The sequence below is a fragment of the Vagococcus carniphilus genome (genome assembly GCF_014397115.1).
Lineage (GTDB): Bacteria > Bacillota > Bacilli > Lactobacillales > Vagococcaceae > Vagococcus > Vagococcus carniphilus.
Genome location: NZ_CP060720.1, coordinates 1,000,794 through 1,015,955 on the forward strand (window position 1 = coordinate 1,000,794; position 15,162 = coordinate 1,015,955).

Annotated in this window: 18 protein-coding genes; 15 read left to right on the forward strand and 3 right to left on the reverse strand. The window is 34.5% G+C overall.

The features are described 5' to 3' along the window. The first annotated feature begins 7 nt into the window (after positions 1 to 7). The 15 genes from H9L18_RS04995 to H9L18_RS05065 all read left to right on the forward strand — a co-directional run bounded on the left by H9L18_RS04995 (position 8) and on the right by H9L18_RS05065 (position 12,788). Positions 8 to 1,669 carry a propanediol/glycerol family dehydratase large subunit gene (locus tag H9L18_RS04995; RefSeq protein ID WP_126794996.1) on the forward strand — a complete coding sequence of 554 codons (1,662 nt, stop codon included), beginning with the start codon at positions 8 to 10 and terminating at the stop codon, positions 1,667 to 1,669. Positions 1,670 to 1,683: 14 nt separating this feature from the next. After that, positions 1,684 to 2,352, forward strand: coding sequence for a propanediol/glycerol family dehydratase medium subunit (locus H9L18_RS05000; RefSeq protein WP_126794994.1), 669 nt, complete (start codon positions 1,684 to 1,686; stop codon positions 2,350 to 2,352). A 13-nt stretch (positions 2,353 to 2,365) separates the two neighbouring features. Then, the gene (locus H9L18_RS05005) at positions 2,366 to 2,878 is read left to right on the forward strand and encodes a diol dehydratase small subunit (protein ID WP_126794992.1); all 513 of its coding nucleotides are present in this window, start codon (positions 2,366 to 2,368) and stop codon (positions 2,876 to 2,878) included. A gap of 32 nt (positions 2,879 to 2,910) precedes the next feature. Beyond that, on the forward strand, positions 2,911 to 4,746 hold the full coding sequence (locus H9L18_RS05010) for a diol dehydratase reactivase subunit alpha (RefSeq protein WP_126794990.1): 1,836 nt from the start codon (positions 2,911 to 2,913) through the stop codon (positions 4,744 to 4,746). Continuing rightward, complete coding sequence (locus H9L18_RS05015; protein ID WP_185847501.1) at positions 4,739 to 5,095, forward strand: glycerol dehydratase reactivase beta/small subunit family protein; 357 nt, start codon at positions 4,739 to 4,741, stop codon at positions 5,093 to 5,095. Before H9L18_RS05010 ends, H9L18_RS05015 begins: the two co-directional genes overlap by 8 nt. A gap of 13 nt (positions 5,096 to 5,108) precedes the next feature. Next, complete coding sequence (locus H9L18_RS05020; protein WP_126794986.1) at positions 5,109 to 5,534, forward strand: BMC domain-containing protein; 426 nt, start codon at positions 5,109 to 5,111, stop codon at positions 5,532 to 5,534. 20 nt (positions 5,535 to 5,554) lie between these two features. Beyond that, positions 5,555 to 5,839, forward strand: a complete 285-nt coding sequence (gene pduA / locus H9L18_RS05025) for a propanediol utilization microcompartment protein PduA (protein ID WP_126794984.1) — start codon at positions 5,555 to 5,557, stop codon at positions 5,837 to 5,839. Then, positions 5,832 to 6,473: a phosphate propanoyltransferase gene (gene pduL / locus H9L18_RS05030; protein WP_126794982.1), complete on the forward strand. Its 642-nt coding sequence runs from the start codon at positions 5,832 to 5,834 to the stop codon at positions 6,471 to 6,473. Before pduA ends, pduL begins: the two co-directional genes overlap by 8 nt. Positions 6,474 to 6,563: 90 nt before the next feature. After that, positions 6,564 to 7,058, forward strand: a complete 495-nt coding sequence (gene pduM, locus H9L18_RS05035; RefSeq protein ID WP_126794980.1) for a PduM family microcompartment protein — start codon at positions 6,564 to 6,566, stop codon at positions 7,056 to 7,058. Further along, positions 7,055 to 7,318, forward strand: coding sequence for a EutN/CcmL family microcompartment protein (locus H9L18_RS05040; protein ID WP_126794979.1), 264 nt, complete (start codon positions 7,055 to 7,057; stop codon positions 7,316 to 7,318). The genes pduM and H9L18_RS05040 overlap by 4 nt, the downstream gene beginning before the upstream one ends. 10 nt (positions 7,319 to 7,328) lie before the next feature. Continuing rightward, positions 7,329 to 8,339 carry a cob(I)yrinic acid a,c-diamide adenosyltransferase gene (locus tag H9L18_RS05045; RefSeq protein ID WP_126794976.1) on the forward strand — a complete coding sequence of 337 codons (1,011 nt, stop codon included), beginning with the start codon at positions 7,329 to 7,331 and terminating at the stop codon, positions 8,337 to 8,339. Next, a complete protein-coding gene (locus H9L18_RS05050; RefSeq protein WP_126794974.1) occupies positions 8,329 to 9,720 on the forward strand; it encodes an aldehyde dehydrogenase family protein in 1,392 nt (463 codons plus the stop codon). Before H9L18_RS05045 ends, H9L18_RS05050 begins: the two co-directional genes overlap by 11 nt. A gap of 15 nt (positions 9,721 to 9,735) precedes the next feature. Then, positions 9,736 to 10,851, forward strand: coding sequence for a 1-propanol dehydrogenase PduQ (locus tag H9L18_RS05055; protein ID WP_126794972.1), 1,116 nt, complete (start codon positions 9,736 to 9,738; stop codon positions 10,849 to 10,851). A 16-nt stretch (positions 10,852 to 10,867) separates the two neighbouring features. Further along, positions 10,868 to 11,581 carry an MIP/aquaporin family protein gene (locus tag H9L18_RS05060; RefSeq protein WP_126794970.1) on the forward strand — a complete coding sequence of 238 codons (714 nt, stop codon included), beginning with the start codon at positions 10,868 to 10,870 and terminating at the stop codon, positions 11,579 to 11,581. A 22-nt stretch (positions 11,582 to 11,603) separates the two neighbouring features. Continuing rightward, a complete protein-coding gene (locus H9L18_RS05065; protein WP_148109041.1) occupies positions 11,604 to 12,788 on the forward strand; it encodes an acetate/propionate family kinase in 1,185 nt (394 codons plus the stop codon). Positions 12,789 to 12,823: 35 nt separating this feature from the next. On the opposite strand, the gene H9L18_RS05070 is transcribed toward H9L18_RS05065, so the two are convergent. From H9L18_RS05070 to H9L18_RS05080, 3 genes are all read right to left on the reverse strand, one after another. Beyond that, entirely contained in the window at positions 12,824 to 13,753 is a 930-nt protein-coding gene (locus H9L18_RS05070) for a TDT family transporter (RefSeq protein WP_126794968.1), read from the reverse strand. 3 nt (positions 13,754 to 13,756) lie between these two features. Next, positions 13,757 to 14,260: a C-GCAxxG-C-C family protein gene (locus H9L18_RS05075; RefSeq protein WP_126794966.1), complete on the reverse strand. Its 504-nt coding sequence runs from the start codon at positions 14,258 to 14,260 to the stop codon at positions 13,757 to 13,759. A 142-nt stretch (positions 14,261 to 14,402) separates the two neighbouring features. Beyond that, a complete protein-coding gene (locus tag H9L18_RS05080) occupies positions 14,403 to 15,161 on the reverse strand; it encodes an ABC transporter ATP-binding protein (RefSeq protein ID WP_126794964.1) in 759 nt (252 codons plus the stop codon). Position 15,162 lies beyond the last annotated feature (1 nt).

Here is a 15,162-nt window from a genome sequence, read left to right on the forward strand (position 1 = left end):
TAGTCAGATGAAATCAAAACGTTTTGAAGAACTAGCGAAAAGACCAGTTAACCAAGATGGATTTGTGGATGAGTGGATAGATGAAGGGTTAATTGCAATGCAGAGCCCAAATGATCCAAAACCAAGTTTAAAAATTCAAGATGGTATTGTCGTTGAATTAGATGGAAAAAAAATAGAAGAGTTTGATCTAATTGACTCATATATTGCAACTTATGGTATTAGCTTAGATAAGGCTGAAGAGGTAATGAGTATTCCCTCAGATGAATTAGCACGAAAAATTACTGATCCTACTGTTTCAAGAGAAGAAATTGTTGATTTAACTACTTCTGCTACACCAGCTAAAATTAATGAGATTTTAGGTTATATGAATGTGGTTGAAATGATGATGGCTGTCCAAAAAATGAGAGCTCGTAAAAGACCAGCAACTCAATCTCACGTTACTAACTTAAGAGATAACCCAGTTCAAATAGCAGCAGATGCCGCAGAAGGCGCGCTAAGAGGGTTTGATGAACAAGAAACGACTGTTGCTGTTGCGCGTTACGCTCCATTTAATGCAATTTCAATTATGGTTGGTTCACAAATCGGACGTCCTGGTGTTCTAACTCAGTGTTCTTTAGAAGAAGCAACTGAATTAGACTTAGGAATGAGAGGATTTACAGCTTATGCAGAAACTATTTCAGTCTATGGAACAGAGCAAGTATTTACAGATGGCGATGATACACCGTGGTCTAAAGGATTTTTAGCTTCTTGTTACGCGTCTCGAGGATTAAAAATGCGCTTTACCTCAGGAACGGGATCTGAAGTTCAAATGGGATATGCAGAAGGCAAATCAATGTTGTATTTAGAAACACGCTGTATCTTCTTAACAAAAGCAGCTGGAGTACAAGGATTGCAAAATGGCTCTATCAGTTGTATCGGTGTCCCTGGAGCGGTTCCTTCTGGCATTCGAGCTATCTTAGCTGAAAACTTGATTGCTATGTTACTTGATTTAGAAGTAGCTTCAGGAAATGATCAGACATTTTCACATTCAGATATTAGAAGAACAGCACGTTTATTAATGCAGTTTTTACCAGGAACTGATTTTATTTCTTCTGGATATTCAGCAACACCAAACTATGACAATATGTTTGCTGGATCAAATTTTGATGCAGATGACTTTGATGATTACAATGTCATTCAACGTGATTTAAGAGTAGATGGAGGTTTGCGTCCAGTTAATGAAGAAGATGTTATTGCGGTTAGAAATAAAGCAGCTAGAGCTCTTCAAGGGTTGTTCGAACAGTTAGGCTTACCAACTATTACTGATGAAGAAGTTGAAGCAGCAACATTTGCTCGTGGCTCTAATGATATGCCTGCTCGTGACATGGTGGAAGATATAAAAGCTGCTCAAGAAGTATTAACTCGTGGTTTAACTGGTCTTGATTTGGTTAAAGCCTTAGTTGAATGTGGTTATGAAGATGTAGCAGAAAATGTTTTATCTTTATTAAAACAAAGAGTAGCCGGTGACTTTTTACAAACATCAGCTATTTTTGATAAAGATTGGAATGTTATCTCAGCAGTCAATGATAAAAATGATTATGCAGGCCCAGGAACTGGTTACCGTTTAGAAGGTGCTGAGTGGGAAAAAGTTAAAGCAATTCCTAAAGCCATCAATCCAAATGATATTTAAGGAGGAAATAAAAGATGTCAGAAATTAATGAACAGTTATTAAAGCAAATCATTGAAGAAGTTATTCAAGAGATGAATGGAAATGAAAAGTCTCAAGAAGTTGTTTTTAAAGAAGAACAAACTTCTCAAACTGCATCATCATCTGATTGGTTTAAATCAGTGGGGATAGCCAAACCAGGAAACTCACGAGACGAAGTAGTCATTGCAGTAGGACCAGCATTTGCTGATTCTCAAACAACTAATATTTTAGAAGTTCCTCACAGAGATATTCTTCGCCAAGTAATCGCAGGAATTGAAGAAGAGGGATTGAAGGCAAGAGTTGTTAAAGTCTTTAGATCTTCTGATGTGGCTTTTGTGGCAGTAGAAGGAGACCAACTCTCAGGTTCTGGTGTTTGTGTTTCAATGCAGTCAAAAGGAACAGCTATTATTCATCAAAAAGATTTACAACCTTTGTCTAATTTAGAACTGTTTCCACAAGCGCCATTAATTACATTAGAAACTTATCGAGCGATTGGTAAAAATGCAGCTAAGTATGCCAAAGGAGAGTCTCCTAACCCAGTTCCAATGATGAACGATCAAATGGCCCGACCAAAATATCAAGCTTTATCAGCTTTATTACATATTAAAGAGACAAAACATGTTGTCATTGGTAAACCAGCAGAAGAAATTGCTGTAACAATATAAAGAGGTGAAAGAAATGAGTCAAGAATCAATAGAAAATTTAGTTCGAGGTATTTTACAAGAAATGAATTCTAAAGAAACATCTGCTGAAGTTTCTTCACATTCTGAAGTTGGAGTAGCAACAGTTGCTGATTATCCAATTGCTAAAAAACATCCGGAATGGATTAAAACCAAAACTGGTAAAACTTTAGAAGATATTACGCTTAGTAACGTAATGAATGGCTCTTTAACGCCAGATGACTTGAAAATCACACCAGCTATTTTGAAAGCACAAGGTGAGATTGCAACGAGTGCAGGTAGAAAGACCATATCACGTAACTTTGAAAGAGCAGCTGAGTTAACAGTTGTACCAGATGAAAGAGTATTAGCTATGTATAATGCACTTCGTCCTTATCGTTCTTCAAAACAAGAATTACTTGAAATAGCCGATGAATTAGAAAATAAATACTCAGCAAATATTAGCGCCAATTATTTTAGAGAAGCAGCTAATCATTATGAAAAACGTAAGAAGTTAAAAGGCGACAATTAAATTTTTTCTTCTCACGAACGGGAGTTGAAAATATGAAGAGAATAATAGGAGTAGATATCGGAAACTCTTCCACAGAAGTTGTCTTAGCCGAAATAACTGAGTCAAAAGAAATTCGATTTTTAGAATCAGCGATTGCTGATACAACAGGAATTAAAGGCACAAAACAAAATCTATTTGGTATCTATAAAGCTTTAAATGATGTGATAGATAAAGCAAATCTTTCCTTTAGTGATATTTCATTGATTCGAATTAACGAAGCAACTCCAGTTATCGGGGATGTAGCGATGGAAACAATCACTGAAACGATTATTACTGAATCAACGATGATTGGTCATAATCCCAAAACTCCTGGTGGCCTTGGATTAGGAGTAGGAAAAACAATCTTATTATCAGAGTTTAAAGAAAAAGCTAAACAAAATGTAGATTACATTGTCATTGTCGAAAAAGAAATAGATTTTGCAGATGTGGCTAATGAAATAAATCAGTTGTCTCGTCAAAGTTATTCAATCACAGCAGCTATTTTACAAGCAGACGACGGAGTCCTTGTAAATAATCGGTTGCATCGGAAAATTCCAATAGTTGATGAGGTTTCATTTATTGATAAAGTGCCACAAAACATGTTAGCGGCAGTTGAAGTGGCTTCACCTGGACGAGGAATTGAACAATTATCAAATCCTTATGGTATTGCAACTGTATTTAATTTAGATGCAGATGCGATGAAAAATATAGTCCCTGTTTCAAGAGCGTTAATTGGTAATCGTTCTGCGGTTGTCATAAAAACGCCACAAGGAGATGTAAAGGCAAGAACAATTCCAGCTGGTAGTATTGAAATCGTTGGAGGCAATAAAAGAAAGCTAGTTGATGTCTCACTTGGAGCAGAAAAAATAATGGAAACATTATCGCTTTTCAAAAAAATAGATAATGTGACTGGTGAGTCAGGAACTAATGTTGGTGGTATGTTAGAAAAAGTAAGACATACAATGGCCCAATTAACAGAAAGACCGGCAAATGATATTTTTATTCAAGATTTATTAGCTGTGAATACTTTTGTCCCATTAAGTGTAAAAGGTGGACTGGCAGGAGAATTTTCTATGGAACAGGCGGTAGGGATTGCTTCAATGGTGAAGTCGGATCATTTACAAATGTCAAAAATTGCTAGTGAAATAAACAAAGACTTAGATGTTCCAGTAGAAGTTGGAGGAGCAGAAGCGGAGTCTGCTATTCTAGGAGCTTTAACCACTCCAGGAACAACAACACCTCTTGCCATATTAGATTTTGGAGCTGGTTCTACAGACGCATCGATTATTAAAAGTAACGGAGAAATTGTCTCTACGCATTTAGCGGGTGCTGGAGATATGGTAACGATGTTGATTGGTTCTGAATTAGGTATTGATGATAAATATTTGGCTGAAGATATCAAAAAATATCCTTTAGCTAAAGTAGAAAATATCTTTTATATTCGGCATGAAGATGGAACGGTTGAATTTTTTGATAAACCTTTGGATCCAAGTCTTTTTGCGAAAGTTATAGTTGTTAAACCGGATGGATTTTTACCAATTCCAGGAGATGCCTCTGTTGAGCAGATAAAGATTGTTAGGCAAACAGCCAAAGAGCGAATTTTTGTAACGAATACTATCAGAGCTTTAAGTCGCGTAAGTCCTACAGGAAATATTAGAGATATTCCATTTGTAGTTATTGTTGGAGGTTCAGCCTTAGATTTTGAAGTACCTCAAATTGTAACAGATTCTTTATCTCACTATGGATTAGTGGCAGGCAGAGGAAATATTCGTGGTATTGAAGGACCAAGAAATGCCGTAGCAACAGGTTTGATTCTTTCGTTATTAAGGGAGGATGAGAGTCATGGTTGATTTATTTGTAAAGCCAGTCATCATGTTTAGCTATACAAAAGAAGTAAATCAAGAAATCATTCAACCTATTTTAAACGGTTTGGAAGAAGAAGGAATTCCTTTTCTCCTTGAAGAAAAAGAGATTATGAATATAAATGCTGAAGCTTATGTAGGGGCGGTCGCGTCTTCTTTACAAGTAGGAATTTGTTGTGATGAGGAAATGATAGTCATTCATCATAAAAATTTAAAAGAAGATGAACCTTACATGATGCTAACGAGATATCAAACTCGTCCAAAAGAGCAGTTGAAAAATTTCGGAGCAAATGCAGCAAGGTTAGTAAAAGGAATTCCATTTAAAGTAATTGAGTAGTGGAGGTGTCTATATGAAACAAGCTGTTGGCTTAATTGAAGTTAGAGGTCTAGCATCAGCTGTTAATGTGGCAGATACAATGGTAAAAGTGGCAACGGTGGCGCTTTTAGGTATTGAAAAAGCCAAAGGAAATGGTTGGATGACAATTAAAGTTTTAGGCGATGTCGGAGCAGTAAAGGCATCAGTTGATGCGGGAAAGTCAATGAGTATTGAAAATAATAGTTATATCTCATCTTTAGTTATTCCAAGACCTGCAGAAAACTTAGAAAAATTGTTTTTTAATCAATCTAAAAAAGAACTAAAAAAGAGTGAACCAACAATAAAAGAAGAACCTGAAAAAGAATTGAAAAATGAGAAAAAAGTAGAAGAAATAAAAACTGAAGTAGCTGTAAAAAAAGAGAAAAAAAAGAAAACAAATGGAAAAGCTAACAAACAGTAATTAATAAGGAGGAATTAGAGATGAATGATGCATTAGGAATGATTGAGACAAGAGGATTAATAGGTGCAGTTGAAGCGGCAGATGCAATGGTAAAAGCTGCAAATGTGACCCTAGTTGGAACTGAAAAAATTGGCTCAGGACTTGTAACAATTATGGTTAGAGGCGATGTCGGAGCAGTAAAAGCGGCAACAGATGCTGGCTGTGCGGCTGCTGAGAAAGTAGGAGAAGTTGTTTCAGTTCATGTTATTCCACGACCTCATACAGATGTTGAAAAAGTTTTAATTAATAAGGTAGACAATGAATAATTTTACAAAAAATGAGATAAAGAAAATCGTTAGTGATTTGATGAAAGAAATGAGAAATGAAATACCAGTGGGAGTTTCAAATCGTCATATTCATTTGTCTCAAGAAGATTTTGAGTTATTATTTCCAGGTGAAACTTTAGAGCCTTTAAAGATGTTAAAACAACCTGGAGAATTTGCAGCAAAACAAACATTAACTCTTATCGGAAAAAAAGGAAAACAAGAGAAAGTAAGAATCTTGGGTCCACTAAGAAAAAGAACGCAAGTTGAAATATCTAAAACAGATGCACGTGTTCTGGGTATTGATGCGCCAATCCGTTTGTCAGGAAACCTAGTTGACGCAGGCATAGTTACTTTAAAAAGTGTTAATAATGAAGTGAGTTTACGAGCGGCAATTGTAGCGAAAAGACATATCCATATGAATCCTAATGATCTTGAACGATTTAATCTCAAAGAAGATGATGTTTTGACTGTGAAATTAAAAACACCAGAACGAGAGACTATCTATAAGGATGTCTCAATTCGTTTAGGCGAAAAATTTATATTAGAGATGCATATTGATACAGACGAAGCTAATGCAGCGAATGTCACTAATTCAACAAAAGCACTTTTAATGAGAGATGAAAAAATGGAATAAACTTTTAAAGCTGTTTGACAATAAAAAAAGAGACTGACCTTGTTGACAGTCTCTTTTTATTAAAGTTTTACAAGTGATAGGAGAAGAACGATGGAAGAGATTGTTCAATATGTTTTAGATAGATTAATTAATCGTGAAGCCAAAACTCTGACACTTTCAAGTAAAGAAAATTTGTCTGACTCTAAAAAAAACAGACATTATTATATTAACAATAAGCATCTAGTGATTAAGGATATTGGACTGATTCTTTTAAAAAAAATTATTGAGATAGATGAAAGCGATGATGTTGTTTCCTTCATCTATCAGGCACTAGATTATGACTGTCAAGTAACTTTACAGCTCTCTTTTAATGCGCCATTTTTAATGGATTTGAAGTGGTTAATTGATTCTCCTTTTACGTTTTTAAACTATCAGAAGCGAGAATATAAATGTTTAAATAAATCATTTATTACCTATTCAGACGTCGCTTTATTAGATTCTACTATTATTTTAGTTCTTTTTGATCAACAGCGACTAACAATGTTAGCTAGAGAAAAATTAGAACAGGAAAATATTGAATTTTTAGAAAGGGGTAGATGTGAATGATTATGGCACAAGTCATTGGTAGTGTTGTTTCGACTCAAAAAGATACCTCCTTAATTGGTAAAAAATTAATGGTCATTAGACAAGTTAATTCAGAAAAAAAAGAAATACGTTATGAGCAAATTGCTATTGATACGGTTGGCGCAGGAGTTGGAGACTTTGTTTTAGTAACAAGTGGCTCATCAGCAAGAAAAATAATTGGAGAAGAATCAGGTGCAGTCGATTTAGCGATTGTTGGTATTATTGATACGTTTGATAAGTGAGGGATGAGATATGAGTATTTATACAAAAACAGGTGATACAGGTGAGACAAGTCTTTTTGATGGAAAACGAGTAAAAAAATACAATCTTCGAGTTGAAACTTATGGTGTTTTTGATGAATGTTCAGCGCAATTAAGTGTTGCTCAAAAATTAGCTAAAGAAGCTAACATTAAAACTCATTTACTCTTTTTGGAAGAAAAACTATTTCATTTAAATGCAGAAATAGCTACAGGTGAAGACTATCAACAATTAAGAAAAAAGAGTACTTTAATTGAAAAAGTTGATATTGAATTGCTTGAAAAATGGATTGATTCTTATCAAAATCAGTTACCTCAACTATCAAGCTTTATTCTACCAGGTGAAAGTTTAGCTGGAGCAGAACTTCATGTTGCTAGAACCATTTGTAGAAGAGGTGAAAGACGACTTATTGAATTATCAGAACATGAAATGATTAGGCCTGAAATAATTCAATTTGTTAATCGGTTGTCTGATTGTCTCTATACGTTTGCTCGAGTAGAAGATAAAGCTGAAAAAAAAGAAAAAATAGTAACAGAAGTGATTAATCGATATCACAAGCAAAACGAAGCAAGAACTAAACACGAAATGACTAATTTTTCGATTGTTTCAGAGATAATCAATCGTTGTGTTAAAGAAGCTGAAGTATTAAAAAGCTCTGTTGCTATTACAATTGTAGATTCTAAAGGATTAGTCATAGCTAGTTACGTTATGCCTGAAGCTATACTGGTTAGTCATGAGGTGTCCTTTAAAAAAGCTTATTCTGCAATTAGTATGAAGTCTAAAACAGAGGACTTACAGCAATTAACACAGCCAGGAGGGGCCTTTTATCAATTAGAAACGATGATGAATGGAAAACTGGTTACCTTTGGCGGTGGCATTCCAATGGTTGATGGAGAAAAAAATTTTATTGGTGCCATTGGTGTCAGTGGTGGAACAACTAAAGAAGATATCCAAATAGCAGAAACAGGGATACAACGAGCGAGGGAGTTAGGTTATGCAAAATGAAGAGATGAATCAATTAATAAAATCAATTATTCAAGAAGTATTAGAGAAAGATTCTAAAAAATCAGTTAAACAAGTTGGTGTTTTTGAAACAGTTGATGAAGCTGTGACAGCAGCAAAAATAGCTCAAGAAAAATTTGAAGCTTGTGATTTAGAACTTAGAAGACAAGTGATTAAAGCAATCAAGCTTGAAATGCTTCCTTTTGTAGAACAAATAGCAAAAGACACGTTTGAAGAAACTGGTATGGGAAAAGTATCGGATAAAATGGCTAAATTAAATCTAGTTCTAGATAAGACGCCAGGCGTGGAAGATTTGGTAACAGAAGCAGAAACTGGGGATAATGGGATGACTTTATATGAACTATCTCCATATGGTGTAGTAGGTGCTGTAACACCAAGCACTAATCCAGGAGAAACATTAATTTGTAATGCTATTGGCATGTTAGCAGCAGGAAATGCTGTTTATTTTAGTGTTCACCCGGGAGCCAAAAATACCTCTAAATGGATTGTTTCTAAATTAAATGAGATAGTTTGCCAAGCTTGTGGCATTCAAAATTTAGTCGTTACGATTAATCAACCTTCAATTGAAGCAGCACAAGAAATGATGGTACATCCAGATGTTTCACTATTAGTTATTACTGGTGGACCTGGAGTTGTAAAACAAGCTATGATGTCAGGAAAAAAAGTAGTGGCAGCAGGTGCCGGTAACCCACCAGCAATTGTTGATGAGACGGCTAATATTGAAAAAGCTGCAAAGGATATTGTAGATGGTGCTTCTTTTGATAACAATATTTTATGTATTGCAGAAAAGAGTGTCGTCGCAGTTAATGATATTACAGACTACTTAATTTTACAAATGGAAAAACAAGGAGCTTATTTGATAAAAGATCAATCAGTTATTGATCGATTAGTTCAATTAACTATCATGGAAAATGGCGCTCCTAGTCGTGATTTTATTGGTAAAAATGCCAATGAAATACTAGAAAAAGCTGGAGTAACTGTTGATTTTGATGTTAGATTAATTATTTTAAAAGCGTCAAAAGATCACCCATTTGTGGTAAAAGAAATGTTGATGCCGATTTTACCGATTGTTTCAGTGAATGATTTTGAAGAAGCGCTACCTGTAGCACTTGAAATAGAACAAAAATTACATCATACAGCAACGATGCATTCTCAAAATATTGGCCGTCTGAATTTAGCAGCACGAAAATTTCAAACGTCTTTATTCATTAAAAATGGTCCATCTTTTGCTGGACTTGGATTTGGTGGAGAAGGAGCTACAACGTTTACAATTGCAACACCAACGGGAGAATGTACAACAACTGCCAGACATTTTGCCAGAAGAAGACGTTGTGTCTTAACAGATGGATTTTCAATCCGCTAGTAGAAAGGGAATATTATGAAAAAATGGGAAATGAAACCTGTCATCTATTCAGGTGATACGTGTTTAAATCGGCTAAAAAAACTAAAAAATGAAAAAATTTGCTTTGTTTGTGATCCATATCTTGTTAAAACGGATGAGTTTAAAGAGATTATGAATTATATTCCAATTAATTCAACATTATCTATTTTTTCAGATATTATTCCTGATCCTCCAATTGAAACAGTGGCGGCAGGCGCTTTAAAAATGCTGGAGCATAAGCCAAGTGTGCTAATTGCAATCGGTGGAGGTTCTGCAATTGATACAGCAAAAGGAATGATTTTTACTCATAATCAAATAACTGAACATCGAATTAATCGTTTCATCGCTATTCCAACAACAAGTGGGACTGGTTCTGAGGTAACAAGTGCTTCAGTAATAACTGATACAAGAGAAAAAATAAAATATCCAATTTTTCATGAGGAGTTAGTTCCTAATGAGGCTTTACTTGCGACAAAATTAGTTTTGTCTAGTCCTAAAACAGTAACTGTCTATAGTGGAATGGATGTGCTAACTCACGGGTTAGAGGCACTTGTTGCAACTAATCGAAGTTTATATACAGAAGCTTTAGCCGAAAAAGCAATTGAGCTAGTATTTACCAACTTAGAATTATGCTTCAAAGATGGTAAAAATATGGACGCACGAGATAACATGCATCAAGCTTCTTGTTTGGCTGGTTTAGCTTTTGATTCTGCAGGATTAGGCGTTTGTCATGCTTTAGCACATCAAATAGGCGCAAAATTCAAAATACCACATGGATTAGCCAATCTTATGTTATTACCACATGTCATTAAGATTAATAGTTGTGATCAGAAAACAAAAGAATTGTATTCAAAACTGGCAATTAAATTAGGAGTTGCTCAGTCGTGTTTGTCTAATGATATTGCTGTTAATAATTTGATGCAAGCTATTCAAGCTTTATCTCGAAAATTGGAGTGCCCTAAAACACTGAGTGAAATGGGTATAATTATGCACCATAAAAATGAAGAAATTGAAGAGATAGTTGCTAATGCAAAGAACGATGTAACGTTTCAAAGTAATCCGGTTCTTTTAACTAGTAGTCAGTTAAAAGAGATGATTGAAAAAATAATATAATTTAAGGAGAAATCTAATGGAAAATCCAATTTTAGGTGAATTTATAGGAACCGCTGTTTTAACTTTTTTTGGAACAGGTGTTGGCTGTTCAATTAACTTGAAAAAAACATTAGCTAAAGCTGTTGGGAGTAATTGGGTGGTTGTTGCTTTTGGATGGGGAGTTGCCGTGATGTTAGGTGTTTATACAGCTGAATTCTTTGGAGCACCTGGTCATTTAAATCCAGCATTAACAATTGCTTTTGCTTTAGGAGGATTGTTTGAATGGGGAGATGTGGCACCTTACGTTATAGCACAGCTGGCTGGAGCTTTGTTAGGAGCGATTATAACAAGTATTCATTATTGGCCACATTTTAGAGAAACAAAACAAGATGAAGGAAATACAGTGGGTGTTTTTGCAACTGGACCTGCTATAGAAGATAAAACATTTAATTTAATTAGTGAAGTTATTGCGACTTTTGCTTTCACATTTACATTATTATTTTTACCTGTTGATTTTGCACCTGCATTGAAACCTTTAGTTTTAGCCTTTTTACTTGTCGCTATTTCTTTCTCATTCGGGTCTACAACAGGATACGCGATTAATCCAGCAAGAGATTTAGGACCAAGATTAGCCTATACACTAATGCCTATTCCTAACAAAGGTAAAGGTAACTGGTCATATGCATGGGTTCCGACAATAGGTCCTATTATTGGAGCTATTATAGCTGTAATCATATTTAATCTGTTTTAAATGGTATGGGAGGTTTATTTAATTGTCTAAAAAAATAATGGCTATTAATGCAGGGAGTTCTTCTTTAAAATTTCAATTATTCAATATGCCAGAAGAAAACATAATAGTTAAAGGAATATTTGAGAGAATCAACGACCCTAAGGGAATGTTATTTTCTTATACTGTCAAAGATGAAAAAAGAAGAACAGAGCTAAAAATTATTAGTCACGTAGAAGCAGTACACTATTTATTAAATTTTTTATTAGAAGAAAAATTTGTTGAAACATTAGATGAACTAGAAGGTGTTGGACACCGAGTTGCTCACGGTGGAGAATTTTTTAAATCTTCCAGTCTGGTGCTTGAAAAAGAGATGGAGCAAATTAGTCAGTTAGCTAAATTAGCTCCGCTACATAATCCTGTAAATTTAGCAGGAATTCAAGCCTTTAAAAAAAGTTTGCCTAAATGTCCTCAAGTTGCTGTGTTTGATACATCTTTTCATCAAACGCTACCAGAATCACAATACATTTATCCAATACCAATGAAGTATTATCATGAAAATAAAATAAGAAGGTACGGTTTTCATGGAACAAGTCATCAGTATGTGGCTCAAAAAGCTGCTGAAATAATGAATAAAGAGTTATCTGACTTGAATCTTATTACGTGTCATTTAGGAAATGGAGCAAGTGTTTGTGGTGTAAAAGAGGGGAAATCATATGTGACATCAATGGGATTTACGCCACTAGCAGGATTAATGATGGGAACAAGATCTGGTGATATAGATCCTTCGATTATTCCTTTTCTACAAAAAGAAAGAGGAATGAGTGCTGATGAGATAAGCAATCTGTTAAATAATCAATCGGGACTTTTAGGAATTTCAGAGTTAAGTAATGATTTTCGTGATGTGATTGAGGCTGCTGATAATGGAAATAAGCAAGCTGTTTTAGCATTAGATATCTTTATTAGTCGAGTGAAACAAACGATTGGTGCTTATGCAGCTGAGCTGGGTGGCATAGATGGACTCATCTTTACAGCAGGACTTGGAGAAAATTCAGCTAAAATTCGGGAAAAATGTTGTGAAGGTTTAGAGTTCTTAAAAGTGAATATCGAAAAAAATAAAAATGAAAGAAATGATGTAATCATTAGCACATTTAAAAGTGGAGTTGAGGTTTTGGTGATACCAACAAATGAAGAGTTAATGATTGCTAAAGAAACAGTTAGCTTAATTTAAACATAAAAAAATGAGGTCCCCTCAACAGGGAAGCCTCATTTTTTTACGGCATTCCGAGTAAAATTTAAATATCTGATAAAGACGATAAAAACAACAAGAACAGCAATAATAAGGGCTAGATAACTAACAATCATAGAAATACTAGCTAGGCTTGCCATTTTTGTAACAAAGATACCTGTCGATAATTTGATAGCAGTAACTGAAATAACAAGTGGGAAAGTTAGAGCTACTTGAGCAGGTGAAAAGTTCTTTTTAATAAGTGAAAACAAGTTAATTAAAACAATCACATATAAAAGTAAGGCTAAAATAGCTTGTAGAACAATTAATGTAAAACTTTTGTTTGTCGTAATTGCCAAATAACCGACCAAATTAAGAGAGGCAGGAGCCGCAAAAATACCAAATGTTGCTTGTAGTGGTTCTGGTAAAGGTATTGTTTTGATGCGTTTGACAATAATAGGTAGTAGAACAAAAAATGAAATATAACCGAATGCTAAAATAAGTTGAGCTACTCTAATCAGGATTGGCATGTTAAATACTGGAGCTGCAATTGCAGACGCTACAATACCCACATAAACGATAAACCAAGAAGGTAAGACTAAAGATAGATCACGTTTTGTAGCAAATTTTTTCGTAAAACTGATAATACACCAGCAATGACCAATAGTTGCTACTAGCCAAAGTATCAGAGCCGTATAATAATGAATGGGTAAAAATAGTTTAGACAAAAATGCAAGAGCCATAAAAAAGGTTGGAAATGTTGCTGCTATTGGAGCTTGATTTAATTGTTCTTTAAACATAGCAGGATTCAAGAAGAATTTAATGATAACTGAAACAAGAATTAAACAACTTACTATCATAAAACTATTCTTGATTAATCCGTACTCGGCAAATAAACCAGCTAATCCAGCAAAACTCAAACCAATTGCTGAAACTGGAATTGGAAGTTTCAATAGAAAATTTTTCATCTGCTAAGACTCCGACATAACGTTTGGTTCAATTTTAGGAGCTGTTTCAGGATCAATTTTACCTCTTTCAATCAATTCATTTACTACCCAAACTGCTACATTTCCTGTTATTTTAATACAGTGTTGTCTACGACCTTCCGATTGGAAATCGTCACCACGCCATTCACGTGTAATAACACGACAACAGCAAGAACGGTATTCTTCTTTGATGTAATCATGAAGTCCCTTTGAAATTTCAAACATTTCAGGATCCATTGGTTCACCGCGTTTTCTACCATAAACCATGCCTAATGCAATTTGACCACCAGAAACTGCTCCACATAAACATTGAGCTTTTCCCATACCGATAGGGAAACCAGAGGCAAGACGAACAACATCATCTTCGTAAGGTTTTCCTAAGACATCATTTAGTGTCTCTACAACTGCTTCTGAACAATAATAAGTACCTGAGCGGAAATATTCTTCTGCTACTGATCGAACCATTTCAAGATATTCTTCTTTTTCCATGTGTATCACTCCTATTCTTTATAACAAGCTCATAATATCACAAATAAGGGTTGAAGAGTTGTTTTCTGTTATTTTTAAGAAACAAATTAAAAAAAATCTGACACAAATGAGAAGACTCAAAGTGTCAGATAAGATAACTCTATTAAATGATTTTATAGCATATTTGAAGCTGTTCATCAATTGTTGTGACATGACAATCAACTTCAAAAACGTCTTTAATATTTGAAACGGTTAAGACTGTTTCAGGACAACCCTGTAAACAAATTTCTCCATTTTTCATCACATAAAGTAAGTCACAGTAATTAGCAGCTAAATTTAAATCATGAATAACTGAAATAATGGTTAAATCAAGATCTCTTACTAAACTTAAAAATTCCAGTTGGTTTTTAACATCTAAATGATTAGTTGGTTCGTCTAGAATTAAACACTCAGCTTTTTGAGCTAAAGCGCGAGCTAAAATAACTCGCTGTTTTTCTCCACCAGAAAGATGAGAGAAATAGTCATCTTTAAATTTAGTCATACCAACTTTTTCTAATGAGTCGAGGGCTGTTTCTAAATCCTCAACATTATTCACTTGCCACCATTCTTTATGAGGTTCTCTTCCCATCAAAACAATGTCTAAGACAGTAAAGTTGAAATTAACTTCATTAAGTTGGGCGACAACAGCATTTTCTTTAGCGATATCTTTTGTTTTCCATGATTTTAAATCTTTACCCAGAAAAACAATATGGCCAGAATAATCTTTTATCCCTTTGTAAAGTGTTTTGAGAAGGGTACTTTTGCCACTACCATTAGGCCCAATAATACCAATAAATTGATTCTTAGGAAGTGTTAAACTCAATTCTTTTAAAATATCTTTATTGCTTAATGAAACACTTAAGTGATCGATTTCATATTTCATC